7 protein-coding genes are annotated in these 22,131 nt (G+C 70.1%); all 7 read right to left on the reverse strand.

The features are described from left to right. Positions 1-31: 31 nt before the first annotated feature. The 7 genes from fabD to C8258_RS13130 are packed head-to-tail and all read right to left on the reverse strand — an operon-like array spanning position 32 to position 22,119. The gene (gene fabD, locus C8258_RS13100; RefSeq protein ID WP_106955432.1) at positions 32-1,363 is read right to left on the reverse strand and encodes an ACP S-malonyltransferase; all 1,332 of its coding nucleotides are present in this window, start codon (positions 1,361-1,363) and stop codon (positions 32-34) included. Between the two features lies 1 nt (position 1,364). Beyond that, positions 1,365-2,270, reverse strand: coding sequence for a 3-oxoacyl-[acyl-carrier-protein] synthase III C-terminal domain-containing protein (locus C8258_RS13105; protein ID WP_106955433.1), 906 nt, complete (start codon positions 2,268-2,270; stop codon positions 1,365-1,367). After that, positions 2,267-8,548 (reverse strand): type I polyketide synthase, encoded by a 6,282-nt coding sequence (locus tag C8258_RS13110; RefSeq protein WP_106955434.1) that lies wholly within the window; start codon positions 8,546-8,548, stop codon positions 2,267-2,269. Before C8258_RS13110 ends, C8258_RS13105 begins: the two co-directional genes overlap by 4 nt. Beyond that, positions 8,545-11,949, reverse strand: a complete 3,405-nt coding sequence (locus tag C8258_RS13115) for a type I polyketide synthase (RefSeq protein WP_106955435.1) — start codon at positions 11,947-11,949, stop codon at positions 8,545-8,547. Before C8258_RS13115 ends, C8258_RS13110 begins: the two co-directional genes overlap by 4 nt. 5 nt (positions 11,950-11,954) lie before the next feature. Next, the gene (locus C8258_RS13120; RefSeq protein ID WP_106955436.1) at positions 11,955-19,472 is read right to left on the reverse strand and encodes an amino acid adenylation domain-containing protein; all 7,518 of its coding nucleotides are present in this window, start codon (positions 19,470-19,472) and stop codon (positions 11,955-11,957) included. Between the two features lie 16 nt (positions 19,473-19,488). Further along, positions 19,489-21,285: a carbamoyltransferase C-terminal domain-containing protein gene (locus C8258_RS13125; protein ID WP_106955437.1), complete on the reverse strand. Its 1,797-nt coding sequence runs from the start codon at positions 21,283-21,285 to the stop codon at positions 19,489-19,491. 9 nt (positions 21,286-21,294) lie between these two features. Then, positions 21,295-22,119 (reverse strand): class I SAM-dependent methyltransferase, encoded by an 825-nt coding sequence (locus C8258_RS13130; protein ID WP_106955438.1) that lies wholly within the window; start codon positions 22,117-22,119, stop codon positions 21,295-21,297. Between the last annotated feature and the right edge of the window lie 12 nt (positions 22,120-22,131).

The following is a 22,131-nucleotide window of genomic DNA, read 5'->3' on the forward strand; positions in this document are numbered from 1 at the left end:
GGCTTCGGTCAATACGACCGTATGAGACCGATCAGGGCGCGGCGAAGCTCCACTCGTCGCCATCGGGCCAGATGACGCGGGAGCCGTCGCGGCGGCGCATGGTCCCGGACGGGTCGACGATCCAGTCCGCCGGGTCGAAGCCGTCACCGCCGGTGGCCGGGTGCTCGACGGCAGTGTGGTCGCGGCGCACATAGGCCCCGTCCTCGCGCGGCGTCCAGACGGCCGGATCGTAGGTGCGCAGCGTGTTGTCCGCCGTGATCACCGCCATCGGGCCGTAGCGACGCAGACGCGAGCCGTCGGAACGGGTCGTCCAGGCCGCGCCGGTCATCGTCTCGGCTTCGTCGGTACCGGCCCAGACGATCTCGGAGGTACCGGGTGCGTACAGGTCGCCGCGGTCACCGTGCTGCCAGTACCCGGGCTCGTGCCGCAGCCACGGCCGGTCACCGACGAGAGCGACGACGGCGTCGAGATCCTGCGGCTCACCGAAATGCGCTGTGCCGATGCCCTTTTCCGATCGGCGCAGCATGGATGTAAGACGTGCGCCGGGCCCGGCTTCGATCACGTATCGAACACCGCGGGCCGCCAGTCCGGCCATCACCACATCCCAGCGCACCGGTGCGCAGATCTGCGCGGACAGCGAGTCGACCGAGTCGGCGTCAGTTCGCCACCGCCCGGATGTGCTTTCCACCACCGGAATTCGGGGCGGCGTGAATTCGGCGCGGGCGAGTTCGGATCGGAACGCGGCGGCGGCCGGTGCCATGAGTGCGCAGTGGAACGGCGCGCTGACGTCGAGCGCACGGGTGATCGCCCCGCGTTCCTCGGCGAGTTGCCGGGCCCTGCCGACGGCGCCGGTGTGTCCGGAGATCACCACCTGACTCGCGCCGTTGTAGTTGGCGACCGCGACGACCTCGGATTGCGCCGCGGCGGTGCAGATCCGGTCGACCTCGTCGGCGGCGAGACCCATCACCGCCACCATCGCGCCCGCCCTCGGCGGCACCGCTTCCTGCATCAGGGCGCCCCGGCGACGCACCAGGCGTACCGCGGTCTCGACGTCGAGGGCGCCGGCGCAGACGTGAGCGGTGATCTCACCGAGGCTGTGTCCGGCCACGACCGTCGGATGAATGCCGGTCTCCGACACCAGCACTCGATAGGCCGCCACACTGGTGGCCAGGATCGCGGGCTGGGCGTATTCGGTCCGCGCCAGCTCCGCCGGGTCGCCGGCGAAGCACAGCTCGCTCAGGCCGAAGTCGATCGCCGCGTCGGCACGGTCGAATATCTCGCGCGCGACCGGGTAGGTGTCGGCCAGCGCCTTGCCCATGCCGGGGAATTGCGCGCCCTGACCGGGGAATACGAATGCGAGCATGTCAGGCGATCCTCAACAGTGCGACGCCCCAGGTGCCGAACCCGTGGCTGATGGTCATGACGATCTCCCCCGGCGCGACGCCGTCCTCCAGATACGTCTGCAGATTGATCAGGTTGTCGGCCGAATGCACATGCGCGTAGTCGGCGATGTTGTCGAGGTAGCACAGGTCGTGGTCGAGTCCGGCCGAATCGGCCATGAATCGCACGGCCTCCTCGTTGACGTTGTTGGCGATGATGCGCCGCACGTCGCCGCGGTCCAGGCCGGCGCGGTCGAGCATATCGGCGACGGCGCGGGACAGGCCCCGCTTGGTCAGCCCGGCCAGGGCCGGCATCTTCGCTACCCGGATCAGCTGGTTGGTGCCCTGGTTCGAGCCGAGCACCTCGATCCGCGACGGTTCGGCGGAGGTGATCAGACAGGCGGCGGCGCCGTCGCTCAGTACCGAGAGCGCGTCGCGCAGAATGCGGGCGTGCGGGTCCGGGCAGGCGTCGGAGGTCACCACCAGGACGTTGCGGGCCGATCCGGCGGCTACCAGGCTGTGCGCGATGCGCAGGGCACTGCCGAAATTCGCACATTCGGCCAGCGTGACACCGATCGGAGTGGCGCGGGTGAGGCCGAAACGCTCACAGAAGCGCAGGAAGTCACCACCGGCCAGGGCGCCGGTTTCGGGGCTCGACGACGCGTAGACCAGCAGGTCGATCTCGGCGGCATTTACCGGGATCCGGTCGAGGGTGCTCGCGACCACTTCCGCCGCCAGTTGCAGAGGCGTCTGTTCGGTGCGGCAGTAGTGGTACAGGCCGAGGCCGTGCATATCGCGCAGCATGGCCGGGTCGTCCCGCAGCGGTTCGAGGCCGGCGATCGGCTCGCGGGCGCCGACCGCGTAGGAGATCCCGTGCAGATAGACGCTCATCGGGACTCCTCCTCGCGTAGGCGGACGGACAGATAGCGGTGCATCGCCCGTACGGTCGGATGTTCCCAGTGCACCGCGCCGGGCAGGTCGATGCCCAGGGCGGCCGACAGTCCGTTCTTGAACTCGAGCAGCGCCAACGAACTCATGCCGAGCTCCAGAAACGGTGTGGCCGGGTCGATTTCGTCGGTGTCGATGCGCAGAACCGCCGCCGTCCTGCTCAGCAGCAGCTCCCACAGCGCGGCCTCGCGCTCCTCGGCCGGGAGGCGGCGCAACTCGTCCGCCAAGGCCGAGGTGGCGCCGGAACCCATGGCACGCAACGGTTCGTACAGCGGAACGGCACGCGCGAAGGGGTGCGCGCCGAGCCAGGCGTCGGCATCGAGACCGATGATCGCGGCGCGCAGGCGGCCGTCGTCGAGCAGCGTCTCCAGCAGTGTGTACCCCGCCGCCGGTGTCAGCGAGCGGATTCCGCGGCCGGCCAGAAACTCCTCCGTCGCGGTGCTACGCGCGGCGAGTCCCGTATCGCGGAACGGGCCCCACGCCACCGCGGTGGCCGCCAGCCCCTGGGCGCGCCGGTAATGGGCCAGGCCGTCGAGAAACGCGTTGGCGGCGGCATAGTTCAATTGACCGCCCGAGGGCAGCACCGTCGCGGTGGAGGAGTACATCACGAAGTACTCGACGGGATCACCCGCCACCGCGCGGTGAACATTCCACGCTCCCAACGCCTTCGGGCGCAGCACCGGATCGAACTGGGCCCAGCTCTGATTGGTCAGTACGCCGTCACGCAGAACGGCCGCGAGATGGAACACACCGCGCACGGGACCCACCCGGGAGCGCAGCCGCGCGACGGCGGCGCCGACCTCGGCCGCATCGGCGACGTCGGCGCGCTCCACCCGGACCCGTTCTCCCGCGGCATTGAGTTCGTCGATGATCGCGCGTTCCTCGGCATTCGGGTCGCGGCGGGCCAGCAGCCCGATCTGCGCGCCGCCGCGTTCGACCAGGGTGCGGGCCAGGTCGAGACCGAGCCCGCCCAGGCCGCCGGTGATCAGGATGCAGCCGGGTTCGGCCAGTCCCTGGGCGGCGCCGCGCACGATGTCGGTGGTGGCCGCGTCGTCGGTCACCAGCACCAGTTTCCCGGTGTGCGCGCCGGTGCTCATGAGACGAAAGACCTCGGGCGCCGCGGCGATCGGATAGGTCTGCGCCGGAAGCGGTGTCAGTTCGCCGGAGACGACGCGGTCGAGGGTGTGGTGCAGCAGTTCGGCGAAGACGGCGGGACGTTCGCGATGCAGTCCGGCCATATCGACGGCGGCGTAGGTGATGCGGCGTTTGAAATGTTGCAGCGGGAGCCGCCCCGAGCCGTAGATATCGCGTTTGCCGAGCTCGAGGAAAATTCCGTCGGCGGCGACCGTGCGCAGACTCGCCTCGGCGGCCGCGCCGGTGAGGGAGTTGAGCACGATGTCCACGCCCGCACCGGCGGTGACATCGAGGACCTGCTGCTCGAATTCGATACTGCGCGAATCGAAGACGTGCTCGATGCCCAGCTCACGCAGGTAGCGGCGCTTGTCCTCGGTACCCGCGGTGGCGATGATCTCCAGCCCGTGTCGCCGCGCCACCGCGATGGCCGCCGAACCCGTTCCCCCCGTACCCGAGTGGATCAGGATGCGCATGCCCGGGCGCACCCGGGCGAGATGTTCGAGCGCGTAGCACGCGGTGGTGTAGGCGGTGGGCAGCGCCGCGGCGTCGGTGAGCGGGAACGTCTCCGGCAGCCGATGGACCAGCGCCGAGTCGGCGACGGCATGGGTGGCCAGGCTGTTCAGTGCCACCGCCACCACTCGGTCGCCCAGGCGCACCGTATCGACCTCGGCGCCCACGGCGACGACGGTGCCGGCGCATTCCGATCCGAGTGGCACCTCGTCGAGATCGGAGAAGAAGCCCATGGCCCACATGACGTCGGCGAAGTTGAGACCGGCCGCGGCCACGGCGATGACGACCTCGCGCGGGCCCGGTCGTGGCAGGCCGCGTCCGCGCAGCGTCAGCGTCTGCAATCGGCCCGGCTCGTCGATATCCACCCCGAACCCGCGGGTTCCGGCGGCGACGACGGGCGGATCCGGATTCAGCCGGACCCGGTCGAGGCGCGCGACCCAGCGCATTCCGGCGCGCAGCGCGATATGTCGCTCACTGCCGTCGGCGAGTTCCGCGACCAGGTCGGCCGCGTCGTCGCCGTCCACGCCCGCATCGGCGGCGAGGTCGATGAGCGTGGTTCGCAATTCGGGGTGTTCGGCGGCCAAGGCCGTGCCGAAACCCCACAGACTGGCCTGCCACGGGTCGACGCATTCTCGCGCCACCGCCTGTCCGCCACGCGTGACCACCCACAGGCGTGGCGCGGAGGGCATCCGCACGAGGGTGCGCGCGAGGCCGAGCAGGGCGGCGAGATCGGCGAAAGCCGTTGCGCCGTCCTCGGTTCCGGCGAGGTAGAGGATGTGGTCCGCGTGTTCGGCGAAGGTCGCGGCCTCCGATTCGCTCTCCTCGGCGCTCGGCGCGACGGCTGCGGTGGCGGTCTCGGCGCCCGCTGCGACGAGCGCTCGGATCAGCGTCGCGGATCCCAGCGGTGCGTCGTCGTCCGCGTCGCCGCCGACGACCCCCCAGCGCCCCGAGAGCCGGCCGGTGGTGCGCGGGCGCTGCTGCCAATCGACCGCGAGGACGGCGGCCTCGGCGGTATCCGCGCCGTCGACGCGGGTCGCGGTCAACTCGCGCACCGTGGCGACGAGGGAACCGTCGTCGGCGTAGATGTCGAGATCGGCGGTCTGCAGGCGTCCCGCACGGGAGTAGCGGCGCACATGGGCGTGGACCTGCGGCGGAATGTGATCGGCGACGGACAGGGCGCCGATCGCGGACGGCAGGAACAGTTCGTCCCCGGCCAGGGCGCCGACCACCTGGAAACATCCGTCCAGCACCGCGGCCGCCGTCACCCCCTGCTCGGGATCACGCGCGCCGGTGACCGCGCTCACCCGGCCGAGCGCCTCGCCGTCGCCGACCGACAATTCCGTCACGGTGCGGAACGCGGGCCCGTAGCGGGTGCCGTTGCGGGTGTAGGCCGCGTAGAGATCCTGCGGGTCGACCGCGGTGCGGCAGCGCCGCTGTGCCGCGCTCAGGCCCGGCGCCTCGGGAAGGTGCTCGCCCGCGACGATCCGTCCGCGAGCGTGCTCGGTCCACACCGTGGCCGCGGCGCTCGACTCGCCCGAACGGGCGCTGATCCGGAACTCGTTGTCGCGCAGCACCACCTGCACCCGGCGGCCGGACTCGGGCAGGGTGAGCACCCGTTCGAACCGGATATCGGCGAAATGGCATCCCGATCCGAAACCGTGCTGCAGACGCGCCGCGGCGGCGAGATTGACCAGCCAGGCACCGGCGGCGACCGGGGTGTCGCCCACAGCGTGGTCGAGCAGCCAGGGCGAGCGGGCGGGATCGACCACCCGCTGCAAAAGGCGTTCGCCGCTGACGGACGATTCGACCACCGCCTGGCCGCCGTGCTGTTCGGCGGCCACGTCCCAATCGGAGCGCGCCCAGAACCGCTTGTGCTGCCACGGATACGACGGCAGGTCGACGATCCGGCCGCGCACCCCGGCAGCCGCCCAGTCCACGGGGAGTCCGTGCACGTACAACCGGGCGATCAGCTCCAGGATGTCGCGGCGCGCGTACCCGTTGCGTTTCAGTGAACCGGCCACCGCGCCCCGGTCGTTCGAGGCGTCGATGCGGGCACGGATACCGTCGACCAGAACAGGATTCGGCCCGATCTCGACGAAGGTCGCGGGGCCCTCCGCGAGCACCCGCTCGACCGTCTCGTCGAGCCGGACCGTGCTGCGCAGATTGCGGGCCCAGTAGTCGGCGGTCAGCGCACCGGTGGGGACGTAATCGGCCTCGACGGTGGACAGGAATGCGGCCCGGCCACCCGGGATCGCGGTGATGCCGGCGATCCGCTCGGCGAAGGCGTCCAGGTGCGGATCCAGCTGGCGACTGTGCGCGGCCGACTCGATCTTCACCCGGCGCGGGTCGTAACCCGCTGCGGCGAGCGCCTTTTCGAGCCGATCCAGATCGGCGACCGTGCCGGAGACGACGACCTGCGCGGGACCGTTCACCGCGGCGAGGTCGAATTCGCCTTCGATCCGTTCCAGCCATCCGTCGAGCTCGCCGACGCTCATCGGCACCGACAGCATGCCGCCGGTTCCCTCGATCGCGCGCAGCACCCGGTTGCGGTGGACGATGACCTCGGCCGCGTCCGAGAGGCTCAGTGCCCCCGCGACACGTGCGGCCGCGATCTCACCGACACTGTGGCCGATGACGGCATCGGGGCGGAATCCGTTCGCCGCCAGCAACTCCGCCAATCCGATCTGCACGGCGAAGGACATGGGCTGGGCGAGATCGATACGGCCGCCGTCGGATTCTCCGGCGGCCAGCAGTTCCGCGATATCGATGCCCAGATGGGGCTCGAACGCGGCCGCGCATCGCCGCACCGACTCCGCGAAGACCGGATGATCGGCCATCAGCTGGGCGCCCATCCCGGGCCAGTGCCCACCGAATCCGGCGAAGACGAAGACCAGCGCGCCCGGTTCGCCGCGGCGGCCGCGGATCACGCCCGCGCGGTCACGGTCCTCGGCGATGGCGGTAAGGCCGCGTTGCAGCGCGGCGGCGGTTTCGCCGATCACCACGGCACGATGGTCGAGGGCGGCGCGGCGGGACGCGGTGAAGCACAGGTCGCGCGCCGGCGTACCGGCTCCCAATTCGTCGCGCAGGCGAAGTGCCGTCTCTCGCAGTGCCTGCCCGGTGGCCGCCGACAGCGGCAGGACCAGCAGTTCCCGCGCCGGTTCGGCGGCTTCCTCGGGTACCGGTCCGGTTCCGGGGGCCGCGGTGATGATCGTATGCGCGTTGGTCCCGCTGAATCCGAACGCGCTGACCCCCGCGTACACCGGTTCGGCGCCGGGGATCTCCTGCGCCTCGGCGGGGATCACGATCGGCGTGGCATCCCAGTCGATCAGCGGATTCGGCGCATCGAAATGCACTGTGGGCGGGACGATCCGGTCGCGGACGACCGTGATGGCCTTGAGCAGTCCGGCGATTCCGGCGGCCGGTTCCAGATGCCCCAGGTTGCCCTTGACCGATCCGACGAGCAGCGGACGGTCGCGTCCGGCGCCGAAAACCGCAGAGAGCGCGCGTAATTCGATCGGATCGCCGAGCGGGGTGCCGGTGCCGTGTGCCTCGATGTAGTCGATACGGCCCGCCTCCACCTTGGCCTCGCGCAGCGCATCCCGCAGCACCTGTTCCTGGGCGCGGCCGTTGGGGGCGGTGAGGCCGTTGCTGCGACCGTCCTGATCGACGGCGGTAGCCACGATCGAGGCGAGCACGCGGTCGCCGGCGGCGTGGGCGGCGGATTCGCGCTTCAGCACGACGACGCCGCAGCCCTCGCCGCGTACCAGTCCGTCGGCGGCCGCGGAGAAGGGTGCGCAGCGATTGCTCGGCGAGGGCGCCCGCAGTTTCGACATCGAGATCATCGACTGCGGGGAGACGATCAGATTGACTCCGGCCACCAGGGCCAGATCGCACTCGCCCGACCGCAGGCTCTGCACCGCCAGATGCAGCGCGACCAGCGCGGACGAGCATGCGGTGTCGACGACCAGGGCGGGGCCCTGCAGTCCGAGGTGATAGGCGATCCGCCCGGCCGCCACCGACGGCGCCAGACCGGTCGCGGAGTAGATGTCGATCGCCGCCGGGTCGGTGGCCGCGGCACCGTAATCGTTGGGGCACATGCCGACGAAGACGCCGGTTCGGCTCTCGCGCAGGGTTTCCGGTGCGACAGCGGCGTGTTCGAGCGCCTCCCAGGTGACCTCGAGCAGCAGCCGCTGCTGCGGGTCCATGGCCTCGGCCTCGCGCGGTGAGATACCGAAGAAGGCGGCATCGAAATCGCCGATATCGGTGAGGGCGCCCATCTTCGCGATGAAGGATCGGCCGGGTGCGTCGGCATCGGCGTCGTAGTAGTGCTCGACGTCCCAGCGGTCCGGCGGAATGTCGACCACACCGTCGCCGCCCGCGCGCAGGAATTCGGCGAATCCCTCCAGCGAATCGACCCCGCCGGGCAGGCGGCAGCCCGCACCGATCACGGCGACCGGCTCACTGCGCTGGGCCAACGCCCCACGGGCGGTACGCAACGCGGCGATGGCGCCGCGTAAGGCCTCGCTGCTGTCGCCGCCCTCGGGCAGCGCACTCGGATTCGTCGCGGTCGGGGTCAACGCAGCACCTCTTCCAGGGCGGCCACTTCCGCGCGAGCCAGCGCGATGAGATCGGATTCGCTCAGCCCGTCGAGCGGAGTGCGGGTCGTGCTGACCGGGATGTCGAACGGCGCGGGGTGCGGGTCCGCCGCGGCGTCGTGGTGCTCCGGGCCCGGCTCGATCGTCGTCGGTGCCGCCGCCGCGGTCGCCGGTTCCGCAACCGGTTCGGGCGGAATCGTCGGCGCGACGGTCAATCGAGCGGTGAGTTCGGTGATTTGCGCCGTCGCCGTGGGGAATTCGAAGGCGAACGCCGCCTCGATCGGCAGCGCGAGGGCACGGCCCAGGACGGTGCGCAGTTCTATCGCCATCAACGAGTCGAAACCGAGTTCCTGCAGCGGGGTGTGCAGATCGACGGGATCGGACTCCGGCATCTGGAACACCTGCCGGATACTCGCCACGACGACCGCGCTCACCCGGCGGCGCAGGAGAAACAGGTCCGCGTCCGACCGCGCGGGTTCGACGGCCGCGATCGCCGGGGCGTCCGGCACGGTCGCACCGGCTCCGGTGCGCGCGGGTGATTCGGTGACGGTGGAATCGGTGGCAGCTCCCCGGACTTCGCCCGATGCGGACGTGGCCGGATGCGCCGCGTCGGCCGCGTCGTGTGTGGCCGTCCGGGCGGCGTCGCGGGCGTCCACGCCGAGCGCTTCGGCATGCGCAGGGAGCGCCGTCGCGGTTTGTGCACTCGGTTCACCGTGGGTCGAGCCGGGTGCTTCCACCCAGAACCGGCGGCGTTGGAATGGATAGGTGGGCAGCGTGATCCGGGGGTAGTGGGTGCCGTGCAGGTCACGCAGGTCGTCGACGGCGCCGGCCGCGAACAGTCCGGCCGTGCACCGGGTCAGCTCGCCGCGGGTGGTACCCGTGGTGAGCCGGCGGTGCTCGGATTCGGACAGGCGGTTGCCGCCGAGGTCGGTCAGCGTCGCCCCCGCGACTTCGGCGACGACGGTGCAGTCGAGTTCCCGCAGGGTGTCGAAGGCTCGGTCCAGGTGTGCGGGCCACAGCGGGCGGGCCGACCAGTAGGCGGGATCGGCTGCTTCGCGGCCGAGGCGCATCCCGGTGTGCGCGGAGACGACGGTGAGTTCAGGCTCGCCCGGCTGCCCCAGGTCGGGCACGGCCGTTCCCAGGTGGTCGCGCAGTTCGGCGTTGGTCGTGGCGGCGATACCGGCGGCGCGCAGGCGGTGCAGCAGCGGCTCGCGGCCGCCGGGACCGGCCTCCAGCAGGTAGCGGTTGCCGGTGTGACCGCACAGGCGCGCACCGGTTTCGCGCAGCACCGCGTCGAGCAGCTCACCGTCGTCGGTGCGTGCCACCGCACGCTCGCCGAACAGGGCCGCGGTCGACACCGAAGCGCGCAGTGCCACAGCGGGTTCCAGAATTCCGGCGATCGCGCCGACGACGTACTCCCCCACCCCGACGCCCAGGACGGCGGCCGGGCGCAGTCCGAATGCCAGCAGTTGACGAGTGATGGCGTAGCGGTGGACGAAGGCCAGCGCATCCGCCAGGCCGGGTACTCGCTGCGCCTGATGGGGTGCGAGCCCCGCGAACAAGGCGGTGCGGAAACTCTCCCGGGACGAGGTCGCGTCCAGGCATTCGTCGACTGCGGCGCGGAAAACGCCGGAGCCGGTGTAGTTCTCGCGATCGAGCGGCTCCACACCGGGTTCGCGATGGCCGATCAGCAGGGCGGTGCGCACGGCGCGACCGCGCGGCACATGGCCGGTCACGACCGCCGGCTGCCACTGCCCGGCGGAATGGGCGTCCAAGGCGGCCGCCATCGCGGTCGTACTCCCGGCCACGACGGCGAGCCGGTATTCGAACGTATTCCGGCCGAGATTGGCTGTCGCACAGACGGATTCGAGCTGCGCGGGCTCGGCCGTGCGCAGCGCCAGCGCGAAACGCCGCGACTGCGCCCGCAACGCTTCGTCGGTCCGCGCGGACAGCGTCAGCAGACCCGAGGGCACGGCGGTGCCGGATGCAACGGCCACCGGCGGCTGTTCGACCACCACGTGCGCATTGGTCCCGCTGAACCCGAACGAACTGACACCCGCGATCCGCGATCCCGCCGGCCACGGTGTGGTCTCGGTGACCACCCGCGCCGAGCCGGACGCCCAATCGATGCGCGGATTCGGCTCCCGCACATGCAGGGTCGGCGGCAGCACACCGCGTTGTACGGCCAGGGCCGCTTTGATCAGGCCGGCGATCCCCGCAGCCGTCTCGGCGTGCCCGAAATTCGATTTGATCGACCCGACCCACAGCGGCGCTCGGGCGGCGCCGAAGACCGAATTCAGCGCGCCGATTTCGATCGGATCGCCCAGGGCGGTGCCCGTGCCGTGCGCCTCGATGTAGTTCACCTGCGCCGGTTCGACATTCGCTGTCCGCAGCGCGGCCCGCACCACCGCCTCCTGGGCACGGGCGCTCGGCACGGTGAGCCCGCCGGTCCGGCCGTCGTGGTTGACCGCGGAGCCACGGATCACCGCGTAGATCCGGTCGCCGTCGCGCTGGGCCTGCGACAACCGCTTGAGCACCACCAGACCGGCCCCCTCGGCGCGGCCGTACCCGTCGGCGGAGGCATCGAAGGCCTTGCAGCGGCCGTCCGGCGACAGCGCGCGTATGCGGCAGCAGAACATCGTCGAAAACGGCGAGAGGATCAGATTCACGCCACCGGCCAGCGCGGTCGAACAGTCGCCGTTGCGCAGGCTCTGCACCGCCTGATGCACCGCCACCAGCGACGACGAGCACGCGGTGTCGACCAGCGACACCGGTCCGTGCAGATCGAGGGTGTACGCCACCCGGCCCACCGCGATACTCGGCGTATTGCCCAGTCCCGCATAGGCGTTCATGGCCTCGGGGACATCGGCGACGGCGACGCGGTCGTAGTCGCGCCAGCTCAATCCGACGAACAGCCCGGTATCGGATCCGCGCAGCCGCTGGGGCGCGATACCCGCGTTCTCCACCGCCTCCCACGCGATCTCCAGCAGGAGCCGCTGCTGCGGATCCATCGCGTGCGCTTCCCGCGGCGAGATGCCGAAGAAGTCGGCGTCGAACATGTCCGCGGCGTCGAGGAATCCGCCGCGGGTGGTGTAGATGGTGCCGGGCTTGTCCGGGTCCGGATCGTAGAACCGCTGCACATCCCATCGATCGCCGGGCTGTTCGCCGGTGGCGTCGACACCGCCGGCGACGATGTCCCACAGGCTGTCCGGATCGGTGATGCCGCCGGGGAACCGGCAGCCGATGCCGACGATCGCGATCGGTTCCGCCGGGCGGGGTTCGGCCAGCCGCTCGCGGGCCGCGCGCAGGGCCGCGGCGATGCGCTGTTCGCGGTCGGGTGTCGCACCGCCGGTGCCGGCGGCTTCGGAAGGTGCTGCGGACATATCCCTCACCACTGTGCGTCGCTGTGTAATGCCGCCTCCAGCAGAGCCAGCTCGGCGGCGATCGGATCCTCCGGCGGGGGTGCCGCGGGCGGGGCCGACGGAGCTGGTGACGACTCGGCCGAAGCCGGACCGGCCGGACCCGAGAAAGGCGGAGCTGTCCCGACCAGGGTCGGTTCACTCGAAGCCGTCGCGTCCGAATACGCCTCGGCCGGCGCGTCCGACGTGCCCGCTTCCCCGGAACCGATTGCGGCCGAGAGATATTCGGCCGCTTTATCAACGGTCGGATAGTCGAATCCGAAGGTCGCGGGCAACGCGAGCCCGAAACCGTCCTGCAGGCGCGAGCGCAGTTCGACGACCGCGAGGGAGTCCATGCCGAGCTGGGTGAACCCCTCCTCCGGGTCGATCAGATGCCCGTCGTCGAGTCCCAGCACCGCCTTCACCTGGGTGGCCGTCAGATCACGGACGAGGGCCGGCCGGTCGGTCCGGGCAGTGGCCAGGACCCGTTCCCGCAGCGAGGCGGCCGGTCCGGCAGCGGCGGGAGTGGCGGCGATACTTCCGTACCACGGGTCACCGCCCGCGGACGCGGCCAGTTTCGGCCAGTCCAGATCCGCGGCGACGACGGTCGGTCCGGCTGCCACCAGATTGCCGGCGAGCAACCGCAGCCCCTGTTCCGGCGAGAGTGGGCGATAACCGCGCAGCCGGGCCCGCTCGCGCTCCTCGGCGTCGAGACGGGCCGCCATCCCGATCTCCCCCCACGGACCCCACGCGATGCTGGTGGCGGGAATGCCCTGGGCCCGCAGCGCGGACGCGTACCCGTCCAGATAGGCATTGGCCGCGGCGTAGTTGGCTTGACCGCCCGCACCCACGGTCGCCGTCAGCGACGAGAAGCACACCACGAAATCGGTTTCCGCGCCGATGATGTCGCGCAGCGAACGAATCCCGCCGACCTTGGGCGCGAGGACCTTTTCGAACCGGCCGGCGTCCAGCCCGGCGATCGTCGCATCGTCCAGCACACCGGCCGCGTGCACGATCCCGCCGAGCGGATGCGGCGCGGCGGCGACCACGCCGGCGAGCGATTCGGCGCCGATGTCGGCGGTGTGCACGGTGACCGGGCAACCACCGTCGCGGATCTCGTCCAGCAGCTGCGCGGTCTCCGGATCGGGGGCGGTGCGGCCGACGAGTACGAGGTGGCCCGCGCCCTGTTCGGCCAGCAGCTGCGCCACGCGCGGGCCGATGCCCCGGAGACCGCCCGTGACGAGATAGCTGCGATCGGGCCGGATACGCACATCCGTCCCCGGATGTGCACGGCGAAGCCGCGCGACGTAGCGATCCCGCCCGCGATGCGCGATCCGCATCTCCGGCGACCACCGGTGGATCTCTTCTGCCAGACGCGCCAGCGACGAATCCGCGTCGTCGTCCAGATCGACTGTGCTGCATCGTAATTCCGGATACTCGCGACGCACGACCGTGGCGATACCCCACAGCATGGTCGCGGCCGGATCGGTGACGTCGGCGTCGCCGGTCACCGGCTGAGCGCCACGAGTCGGCCACCACACGCGGACGCGTTCGGACGCCAGCGCCGGTAGCGGGCGCACGGCCGCGGCACACCGCTGGGCGGCCTCGCCGACGAAGTGCGCGCTCTCGCCGTCCGTCGCGGAAAGGCCGCGGAGGTCGACGAAGCCGCGACGATCCGCAGCGGCGAATTCCCCCGGCCACGAGACTGTTTCGGCATCGGTGACCGCGTGGCGGGTGATGCCCGATCCCGGCGGTACCTCCGCGCCGATCAGCACGGTCACCGCCGGAATCGCCCGCTCGCGCAGCACCCGCGCGAACCGGCTCAACCGGTCGGGCTCGTCGTCGACCACGAGCAGCGACACCGGCTCGGCGCCCGCCCCGGCCGCCACGGTGCGCTGCCAATGCTGTTCGTGGGTGATATCGGCCGTCTTGTGAACGAGCGCCCGCTCCACCTGCGCGCGGCTGATGCGCCGCGATTCGAATCCGTCCACGGCGACCACCAATTCGCCGGTGACGTCGTACATCCGGATATGCGCGGTGAACGCCTCGTCGCCCGCGCCGTGCCCGCCCGCCAATCGGGCGTGGATCCACAACGGACCCTCGGTGCGGCGACCGGAGAAGTAGTAGCGGTCGATACTGAACGGAACGTAGATGTTCTCCTGTGCCCGCAGCAGCGCGTTGTCGTATTTCCAGCAGCTGTTGAGCACCTGGAACGCGGCTTCGACCAGCCCCGCGTGCAGCGGTTCCGGTCCGATCTCCACCCCCTCGGGGCGGGTGGTCAGGCACAGTGCCTCGTTGTCGCCGCGCCAGATGGTCTCGATCCAGTGGAAGGAGTTCCCGGTGTCGAGCCCCGGCACCCAGACGTCCCGATAGAACTCGAGTCCGGACAGCTCCTGTGGACAGCGGGCGAGAACATCGCCGCGATCGGCGTCACCGAAGGTCGAATCCGATTCGGCGGGAGCGCTGTCCAGTGCGGTGCGAAACAGGGCCGGCCAGGCCGCGCCCGCACCGGATTCCTCCTCCGCCACGAGGGTCACGTCCCAGCCCGAAGCGTTCGGGCGCAGCACCAACTGTGCGCGGCGGCTCCCGCTGTCGGACACGGCGAACGGATTGAGGAACAACGTGTCCCGCAGCGCGTACGGCCCGTCGATGTGGTGGGCCGCCGCGGCCAGCACCATCGCGATATGCGAGGCGCCGGGCACGACCGCGGTGCCGAACAGCCGATGATCGGTCACATACGACGGGGAGTCGCAGGCGAAACTTCGCTCGTAGCGGATCTCCTCCGAAAGCGGCAGATCCACCGGACGGCCGGGCAACCCGGCGTCCTCGGCGGCGCCGACGGTACGGCGAAGCGCACGTTCCGGTTCGACCCAGAAGCGGCTGCGCTGGAAGGCGTAGGTGGGCAGCGGGATTCGGCGCCCAAGGGCGAACGGGCCCCACGGCGTCGGGCAGATGTCCATACCGCCCGCATAGAGTTTCGCCGCAGCGATCAGCAGCGTCCGCTGGAAATCGTGCGGCCCGTCGGCCGCGAGCACGGTGTGCACCCCGTGCCGATCGGCGGCCAGCCGCAGCCGGGCGCGTTCATCGCTGCGCCGGCCCAGTACCAGCATCCGATCGCAACCCGCGGCCGTCACACACGACTCGACGTCCGATGCTTGCGAGACGAGCCACAGTTCGCGGCGATCACCACCCGTCGTCAGCGGTGTCGCGGCGGCGGCGTCTCCCATCGCGGTCGCCAGATCCACGACACCGGATATCACCGACGCCACGTATTCGCCTGTGCCGTAACCGATCACCGCATCCCACTGCAGACCACACGCCCGCCACACCTGCACCAGGACATACAGCCGGGCCAAATCCGCTTGTACTCCGGTGGGTTCGGCCCCGCCGAGCGCGGCGGTCACCTCCGCCCGCGCCGTCCGCACCACCGAATCGTCGGCGTACAGGTCGAGGAATGTGTCGACGCCGGCTTCGGGAGCGTCGCCCAGGACCAGGCACAGCCGCCGGTCCGCAGGCTGTTCCGCCTCGGTGAACAATGCCGCCGCGGGTTCCCCACGCAGGTACGCTGCCAGCGCCGCCCGCAACTCCGGCAGCGAGGAGATCACCGCGGCCACTCGACGCTGGTGCTGCTCGCGACCGAAACCTGTTGTGTAGCAGATATCTTCGACGTCCGTATCGTCGGTCAGCCGATCGAGGTAGCGTTGCGCCAGGTCGCGCAGGGCCGCATCGGAACGCGCCGACAACCGGAACAGCCCGGTCCAGCCCGCGGGTAAGTCGGTGGCGGCGCGCGGCGGCGCGGCCTCGAGCACCGCGTGCGCGTTGGTGCCGCCGATGCCGAACGCCGACACGGTGGCGATCCGCGGCCGATCCGACGGCCACGCCCGCGACCGCGGCGAAACCTGGAACGGCGTCTCGGACCACGGGATCCGGCTACTGGGCCGCTCCAGATTCGCCAGTCCCGGCAGAACCGCGTGATCCAATGCCAGCACGGCCTTGACGAATCCCGCGACTCCGGCCGCGGTATCGAGATGGCCGATATTGGCCTTCACCGACCCGACGTCGCATCGATCCTCGCGCGGGCCCCCGAAAGCTTCGGTGAGCGCGGCGATCTCCATCGGATCGCCCATCGGGGTGGCCGTTCCGTGCGCCTCGACGTATCCGATCTCCGCGGGCGCGACCCCGGCCACTCGGTGGGCCCGGCGGATGACCTCGACCTGCCCGTCGACACTCGGCGCGGTGAAGCCGACCTTCGCCGCGCCGTCGTTGTTGATCGCGGTGCCGCGCACCACGGCGAAGATCCGGTCACCGTCGCGCACCGCGTCGTCGAGCCGTTTGAGGACGACCACGCCCGCACCGTTGCCGAAGATGGTGCCGCCGGCCTGTTCGTCGAATGCGCGGCAGTGCCCGTCGGGCGAGGCGACCATCCCCTCCTGATGCAGGTACCCGACCCGATCCGGCACGCGCACGGCGACGCCACCGGCCACCGCGATCTCGCATTCGCCGCGGCCGATGGATTGGCAGGCCAGATGGACCGCGACCAGCGAGGTCGAACACGCGCTCTGCACGGTGACGGCAGGTCCGTGCAGGTCGAGGCGGTAGGCGATCGAGGTGGGCAGGAAGTCCGGTTCGTTGCCCACCTTGATCTGGTAATGCTGAGTGGAGGGCAGTTGGGTGAAGTCGTCGGCGAAATAGCGATGGAAGTAGCTGCTGGGCAGTCCGCCCACGAACACCCCGGTGCGCGGCCGCTGCGGCGCACCGCCGTAACCCGCGTGTTCGAGCGCCTCGACCGCGCATTCCAGCAGCAGCCGGTGCTGCGGATCGGTGACCTGCGCCTCGCGGGCGGTGAAACCGAAGTAGTCGGCGTCGAATCCGGCGATATCGTCCAGGACCGCCGCGGTACGCACGTAATTCGGCGCGGCGATGCGCTCGGCCGATTCGCCCGCGGCCCGGAGTTGCTCGTCGTCGAGCTCGGTCATCGTCGTGCGCGCCCCCGCGATGACATCCCAGAATTCGTCGAGATCGGCCGCGCCCGGCACGCGCACGGCCATCCCGATCACCGCGAACGGGCCGCTGTGGTCGGCGGCCTCGTCGGCCACGTCTCGGGCGGCCACCGAGCCGGCGAGGGCCGCGGCCAGCGCGGCCACGGTCGGATAGCGGAACAGGTCCGTGCGCGCGATCGAGATGCCGAGCGCCTCTTCCAAGGCCAGATGCACCCGGGCGACGAGCAGTGAATTGCCGCCGAGATCGAAGAAATTCGCGGTGGCGGGGACCGAGTCGCATTCGAGCACGCGCGCCCACACCGCCGCTATCGCGTCGGAGAGTTCGTCCGGCGACGCCGTGGTGGTGCCGCGGACCGTCGTGACGGGTGCGGGCAAACTCCTGCGATCGATCTTCCCGGCTGCGTTGCGCGGAAACTCTTCGAGCACAACGATTCTCGCTGGCACCATATAGGCCGGCAGCAGCGCACGGGCATGCTCACGCAACACATCGGCGTCGACCTCCGCGTCGTCCGCGGAGCTCACGTAGCCGACCAGTTCGCTGCGCTGCGGATCATCACCGAAGACCGTGACCACGGCCTCGTGCACCCCGTCCGCGGTGCGCAACACCGCCTCGACTTCACCCGCCTCGATGCGCAGGCCACGCAATTTCAGCTGATGGTCGGCCCGGCCGAGGTATTCCAACCGTCCGTCCGGTAGCCGCCGCACCCGATCGCCGGTGGCGTACAGCCGTTCTCCGGTCCGCCGGTCGGCCACGAAGCGGCCGATCTCGTCGGCGGGATCGACATAGCCACGCGCCAGGCAGACTCCGGCCAGATGCAGCTGACCCGGAACTCCCACGGGTACAAGCTGTCCCGCTGCGTCGAGGATGAGGGCGCGCACATTCTCGATCGGCCGGCCGAGGGTGACCGCCGATCCCGGAAGTACCTGTTCCCAGGTGACGTCGACGGCCGCTTCGGTCGGCCCGTAATAGTTGCAGAGCGCGGTATCCGGCAGCAGCCGATGGAATTCGGCGGCCACATCCGCGGGCAGCGCCTCACCGCTGGTGGTCACATAGCGCAGCGAGGTGCACGCCTCGACTCCCGGCTCGGCCAGCCACGTGCGCAACATCGAGGGCACGAAGTGAGCGACGGTGATCTTCTGCGCGCGAACGGTTTCCAGCAGGTAGCGCGAATCCCGATGTCCCTCCGCATCGCACAGTACCGACTGCGCGCCGTGCACCAGCGGATAGAACAGATCCCATACCGAGACGTCGAAGGTCAGCGGCGTCTTCTGCAGCACCCGATCCGATTCGTCGACGCGAATCGCGGCGTGCAGCAGGCGATTACAGATCGCCGCGTGTTCTATCAGCACACCTTTGGGCCGGCCGGTCGAGCCGGAGGTGTAGATGACGTAGGCCAGATCCGTCGGCGCTCCGACGCGCGCGGGTGCGGGCTCGACCTGTTCCAGGCCGTCCCATACCGCATCCAGATCGATCGCCGTGACGCCCTCGACCGATAAGCGTCCGGCGATGTCGGCGTCGTCGCACAGCACCACCGACGCACCGGAATCCGCGAGGATCGTCGCCAGCCGCGCATCCGGATCCGCGGGATCCAGCGGCAGATAGGCCGCACCGGCCTTCATCACGCCCAGCGCCAGCACCGGTACCCGGGGCGAGCGCCGCAGGCACAGCGCGACGATCTGCCGGGGCCGCACACCCACGGCGCTCAGATATCCGGCGGCCCTCGCGGCGCGGTCGTCGAGTTCGCCGTAACTCAGCGTGCCCGCCTCGGAAATCACGGCGGGACTGTGCGGCCGGCGCGCCGCTCGTTCGGCGATCAGTGCGTGCAGAGTGGTCGCGGGGCGGGCCACCAGCGGCCCGGTCGACCATTCGTCGAGGGCCGCCCGGTCGTCGTCCGACAGCATCGGCAATGCCGCGAGCGCGGTATCCGGATGTGCGGTGAACGCGTCGATCAGCAGCGCCCACTGCGCGAGGAGCCGGCGCACCGTCTGCGGCTCGAACAGCTCGGCATCGTATTCGCAGCGCAGTTCACCGGCGCCGCGATCGTCGACGAAGACCAGATCGCAGCCGACGACGGCCTCGAGCGCATCCTCCACCGTGTCCGGATCGTGGTCGCCGGTGAGCTCGCAGTAGGCGATCTGGAACAGCGGATGCCGATCGAAGATCGGTGTGGGGCAGAGTTTCCCGATCAACTCGTCGATGTCGAAGCCGGCGCGCGCGGCCACCAGCCGCGACCGGGCGTCGTCGACCTCGGCGGCCAGCGCTTCCGCCGTGCGATCCGATTCGACGGCGATCCGCAGCGGAATCGGTGAATCATCCTCTGGCGCAATCACACCGAGTGTGACCTCGGTGTGTTCGGAATACCTGTGGATCAGGGCGACCAGCGCCGCCACCGCCGGACCCGGCGCGCCGGGACGATACTCCTCCCGGGCACGCAGATATCGCTGCACCGGTGCGCGGCGGAAATCGGTGGCGATGGCGAGGATGCCGGGAAGAAAGTCGGCTTGCACAGTAACTCGATCCCACTTATCCGGCGCGAACCGGCTCTACCAGGTAATTGCCGATGGCCAGCACGTCCAGTCCGGCGGTGACGAAGGTGTCCAGGCCCTCGGCCGGCGTGCACACGATCGGCTGGCCCTTGACGTTGAACGAGGTGTTCAGCAGGATCGGCGTACCGGTCTCCTGCCGGAAGGCGTCGATCACCGTCCAGAACCGTTCGTTGCGCTCCCGCGACACCGTCTGCACCCGGGCCGATCCGTCGACATGGGTGACCGCCGGCAGCCCCTCGCGGAATTCCGGCCGCACCGAGGTGATGAACAACATCCAGGCGTAGGTGTCGACCTCGGTGTCCTTGATGTCGAAATACGTGGTCGCGTATTCGTCGAGGACCGCGGGAGCGAAGGGCCGGAAGCCCTCCCGCTTCTTCACCTTCGCGTTGATGATGTCGCGCATCCGCGGATGGCGCGGGTCACCGAGAATGCTGCGATTGCCCAGGGCGCGCGGGCCGTACTCCAGGCGCCCCTGGAACAGCGCCCCGATCTGCCCGGCGGCCAACCGGCGGCCCAGTTCCCCGGCCAGCGCCGCGAAGTCGTCGAATCGTGTTGCGGTGCAATCGGTCCGGCCCGCCAGTGCCGCCGCGATCTCGTCGTCGGAGTATTCCGGGCCGTTCAGCGGGGTCTCGATGCCCGCGATGGGGGCGGCCGGCTCACGCTGATGGTGGACGTACAGCGCGGCGCCCAGCGCGGTGCCGTCGTCGCCGGCCGCGGACTGGATGAACATGCGCTTGAACTGGCGGCTGCGCAGAATCACGCCGTTCGCTGTGCAGTTGAGCGCGACCCCGCCGGCCATGCAGAGATTCTTCGCACCGGTCTGTTTGCGGAAGTGGCGCAGCGTATGCAGCAGCGTCGCCTCGAGCGCCGCCTGCAGGGCGGCCGCGATATCGCGGTGGTGGTCGGTCAGTTCGTCCTCGGGGCCGCGGGCCGGCCCGAAGATCTCCTCGACGGCTTTCAGTGTGCCGCGGTAGGTTTCCCGGTCCAGATCGGTTTCGTTGCGGTACAGGATGGGAATCGTGAAAGTACCGTCCGGCCGCAGATGAATGAGATCCATCATCGCCGCGAAGTGTTTGCGGTGGTCACCGTAGGGCGCCAGCCCCATGATCTTGTATTCGTCGAGGCCGAACGCGAAGCCCAGATAGTAGGTGAAGACGCCGTAGAGAATTCCCAGGGAATTCAGCTCCGAGACCGTCGCGATCGGTTCGATGCCCGCATCCGTTCCGAGCGCGACGGTCGCGCTGTGCTGCTCTCCCATGCCGTCGGCCACCAGGATCAGCGCCGAATCGAATCCGCTCGGATAGAACGTGCTGGCCGCGTGGGCCAGGTGATGCGGTACCTGCACCAGCCGGTCGTCCCAGTCACCGCCGAAGGTTTCCGCGAGCGTGTCCAGCAGCACCTGGCGGGCGAAGACCTCGCGGAAGCGCGCGCGCCCGAGTTCACTGTGGTCGAATTCGGCGCGCAGCGGCTCGTAGGAGAAGCCGTGCGCCAGGACGTCGAGCGCATCGACCGAGATCCCGGCCCGCTCGCAGCCGAAACGGATGGCGTGTTCGGGAAAGGCGCCGGTCGCCTTCTCGCCGGTGAAACGCTCCTCGGCGACCGCGCTGACCAGCTCGCCCGCGTGCAACAGCGCCGCCGCGGAATCGAAGCCTTGGGTGATGCGATAGTCCCGCCAGTCCAGTCCCGGGAAGCGGGCCTGTTTGAACGGCACACTGTTGTGCAGGCCGCTGATCCCCATGATCGACTTCGGTTGCGCGGCTGGTGTTCTCACCATGGCGAAGGCTCACAATCTTCGTGCCCGCGGACGTTTGCGGGCGAAATACTGGCTGGTCGCATACAGTTCGACGGCGATGTCGGTATCCGGGACGACGCGCTGCAGGAAGGCGCGATGGGCATCGATGGCCGCCGGGTCGGCGCCGGCGTGTTCCAGGTAGGCGGGCACGCACTGTTCGAAACCCAAGGCGTGCAACATCTTCGCCTCCGGCATCGCCGATACCGGCTGGAAGCGGTCACGGCGCGCGATGATGAAGCCGGCCTCGGTGAGCAGCTGCGGAGTGCGGTCGTAGATGTCGTGCGCGGCGCCGCGCGCCCGGCCGAGGGCGAACCACCACTGCCGCCACAGATCCGCGGCGGGATCGTCGGCGGGGACGAATCGCAGTGCCCCCACGTCGGACATCTCGAGCAGCAGCGCACCGTCGTCGGCGAGCATGCGCTCCATCGCGGAGAGCGCGGCGGCGGCATCGGCCACGTGCATCAGCAGGAAGCGGCTGTACACCCAGTCGATCGAACCGGGTTCCAGCGGTGCGTCCTCGATGCGCGCGTGCACGTAACGCACCTGCGGCAGATCCCCGACCAGCCGGCGGGCGATCTCGAGCTGTTCGGCGGAGGCGTCGACGGCGTAGACGATGCCGTCCGGCCCGACCCGTTCGGCCAGCCAGGCCGTCATCGCGCCGTGCCCGCAGCCGATATCGGCCACCGTCGCACCGGCACAGACTCCCACCGACTCGAGGAAGGCCCGGGAACTCGGGTTGTAATGCTGATCCAGCAGGGCCAGGCGCGCCGCGTCGCGATCGCCGACGGCCATGCTGTAGGTCATCGCTGCAGCCATATCGGATTCGTC

The organism is Nocardia sp. MDA0666 (genome assembly GCF_003023875.1).
Classification (GTDB): Bacteria; Actinomycetota; Actinomycetes; order Mycobacteriales; family Mycobacteriaceae; genus Nocardia; species Nocardia aobensis.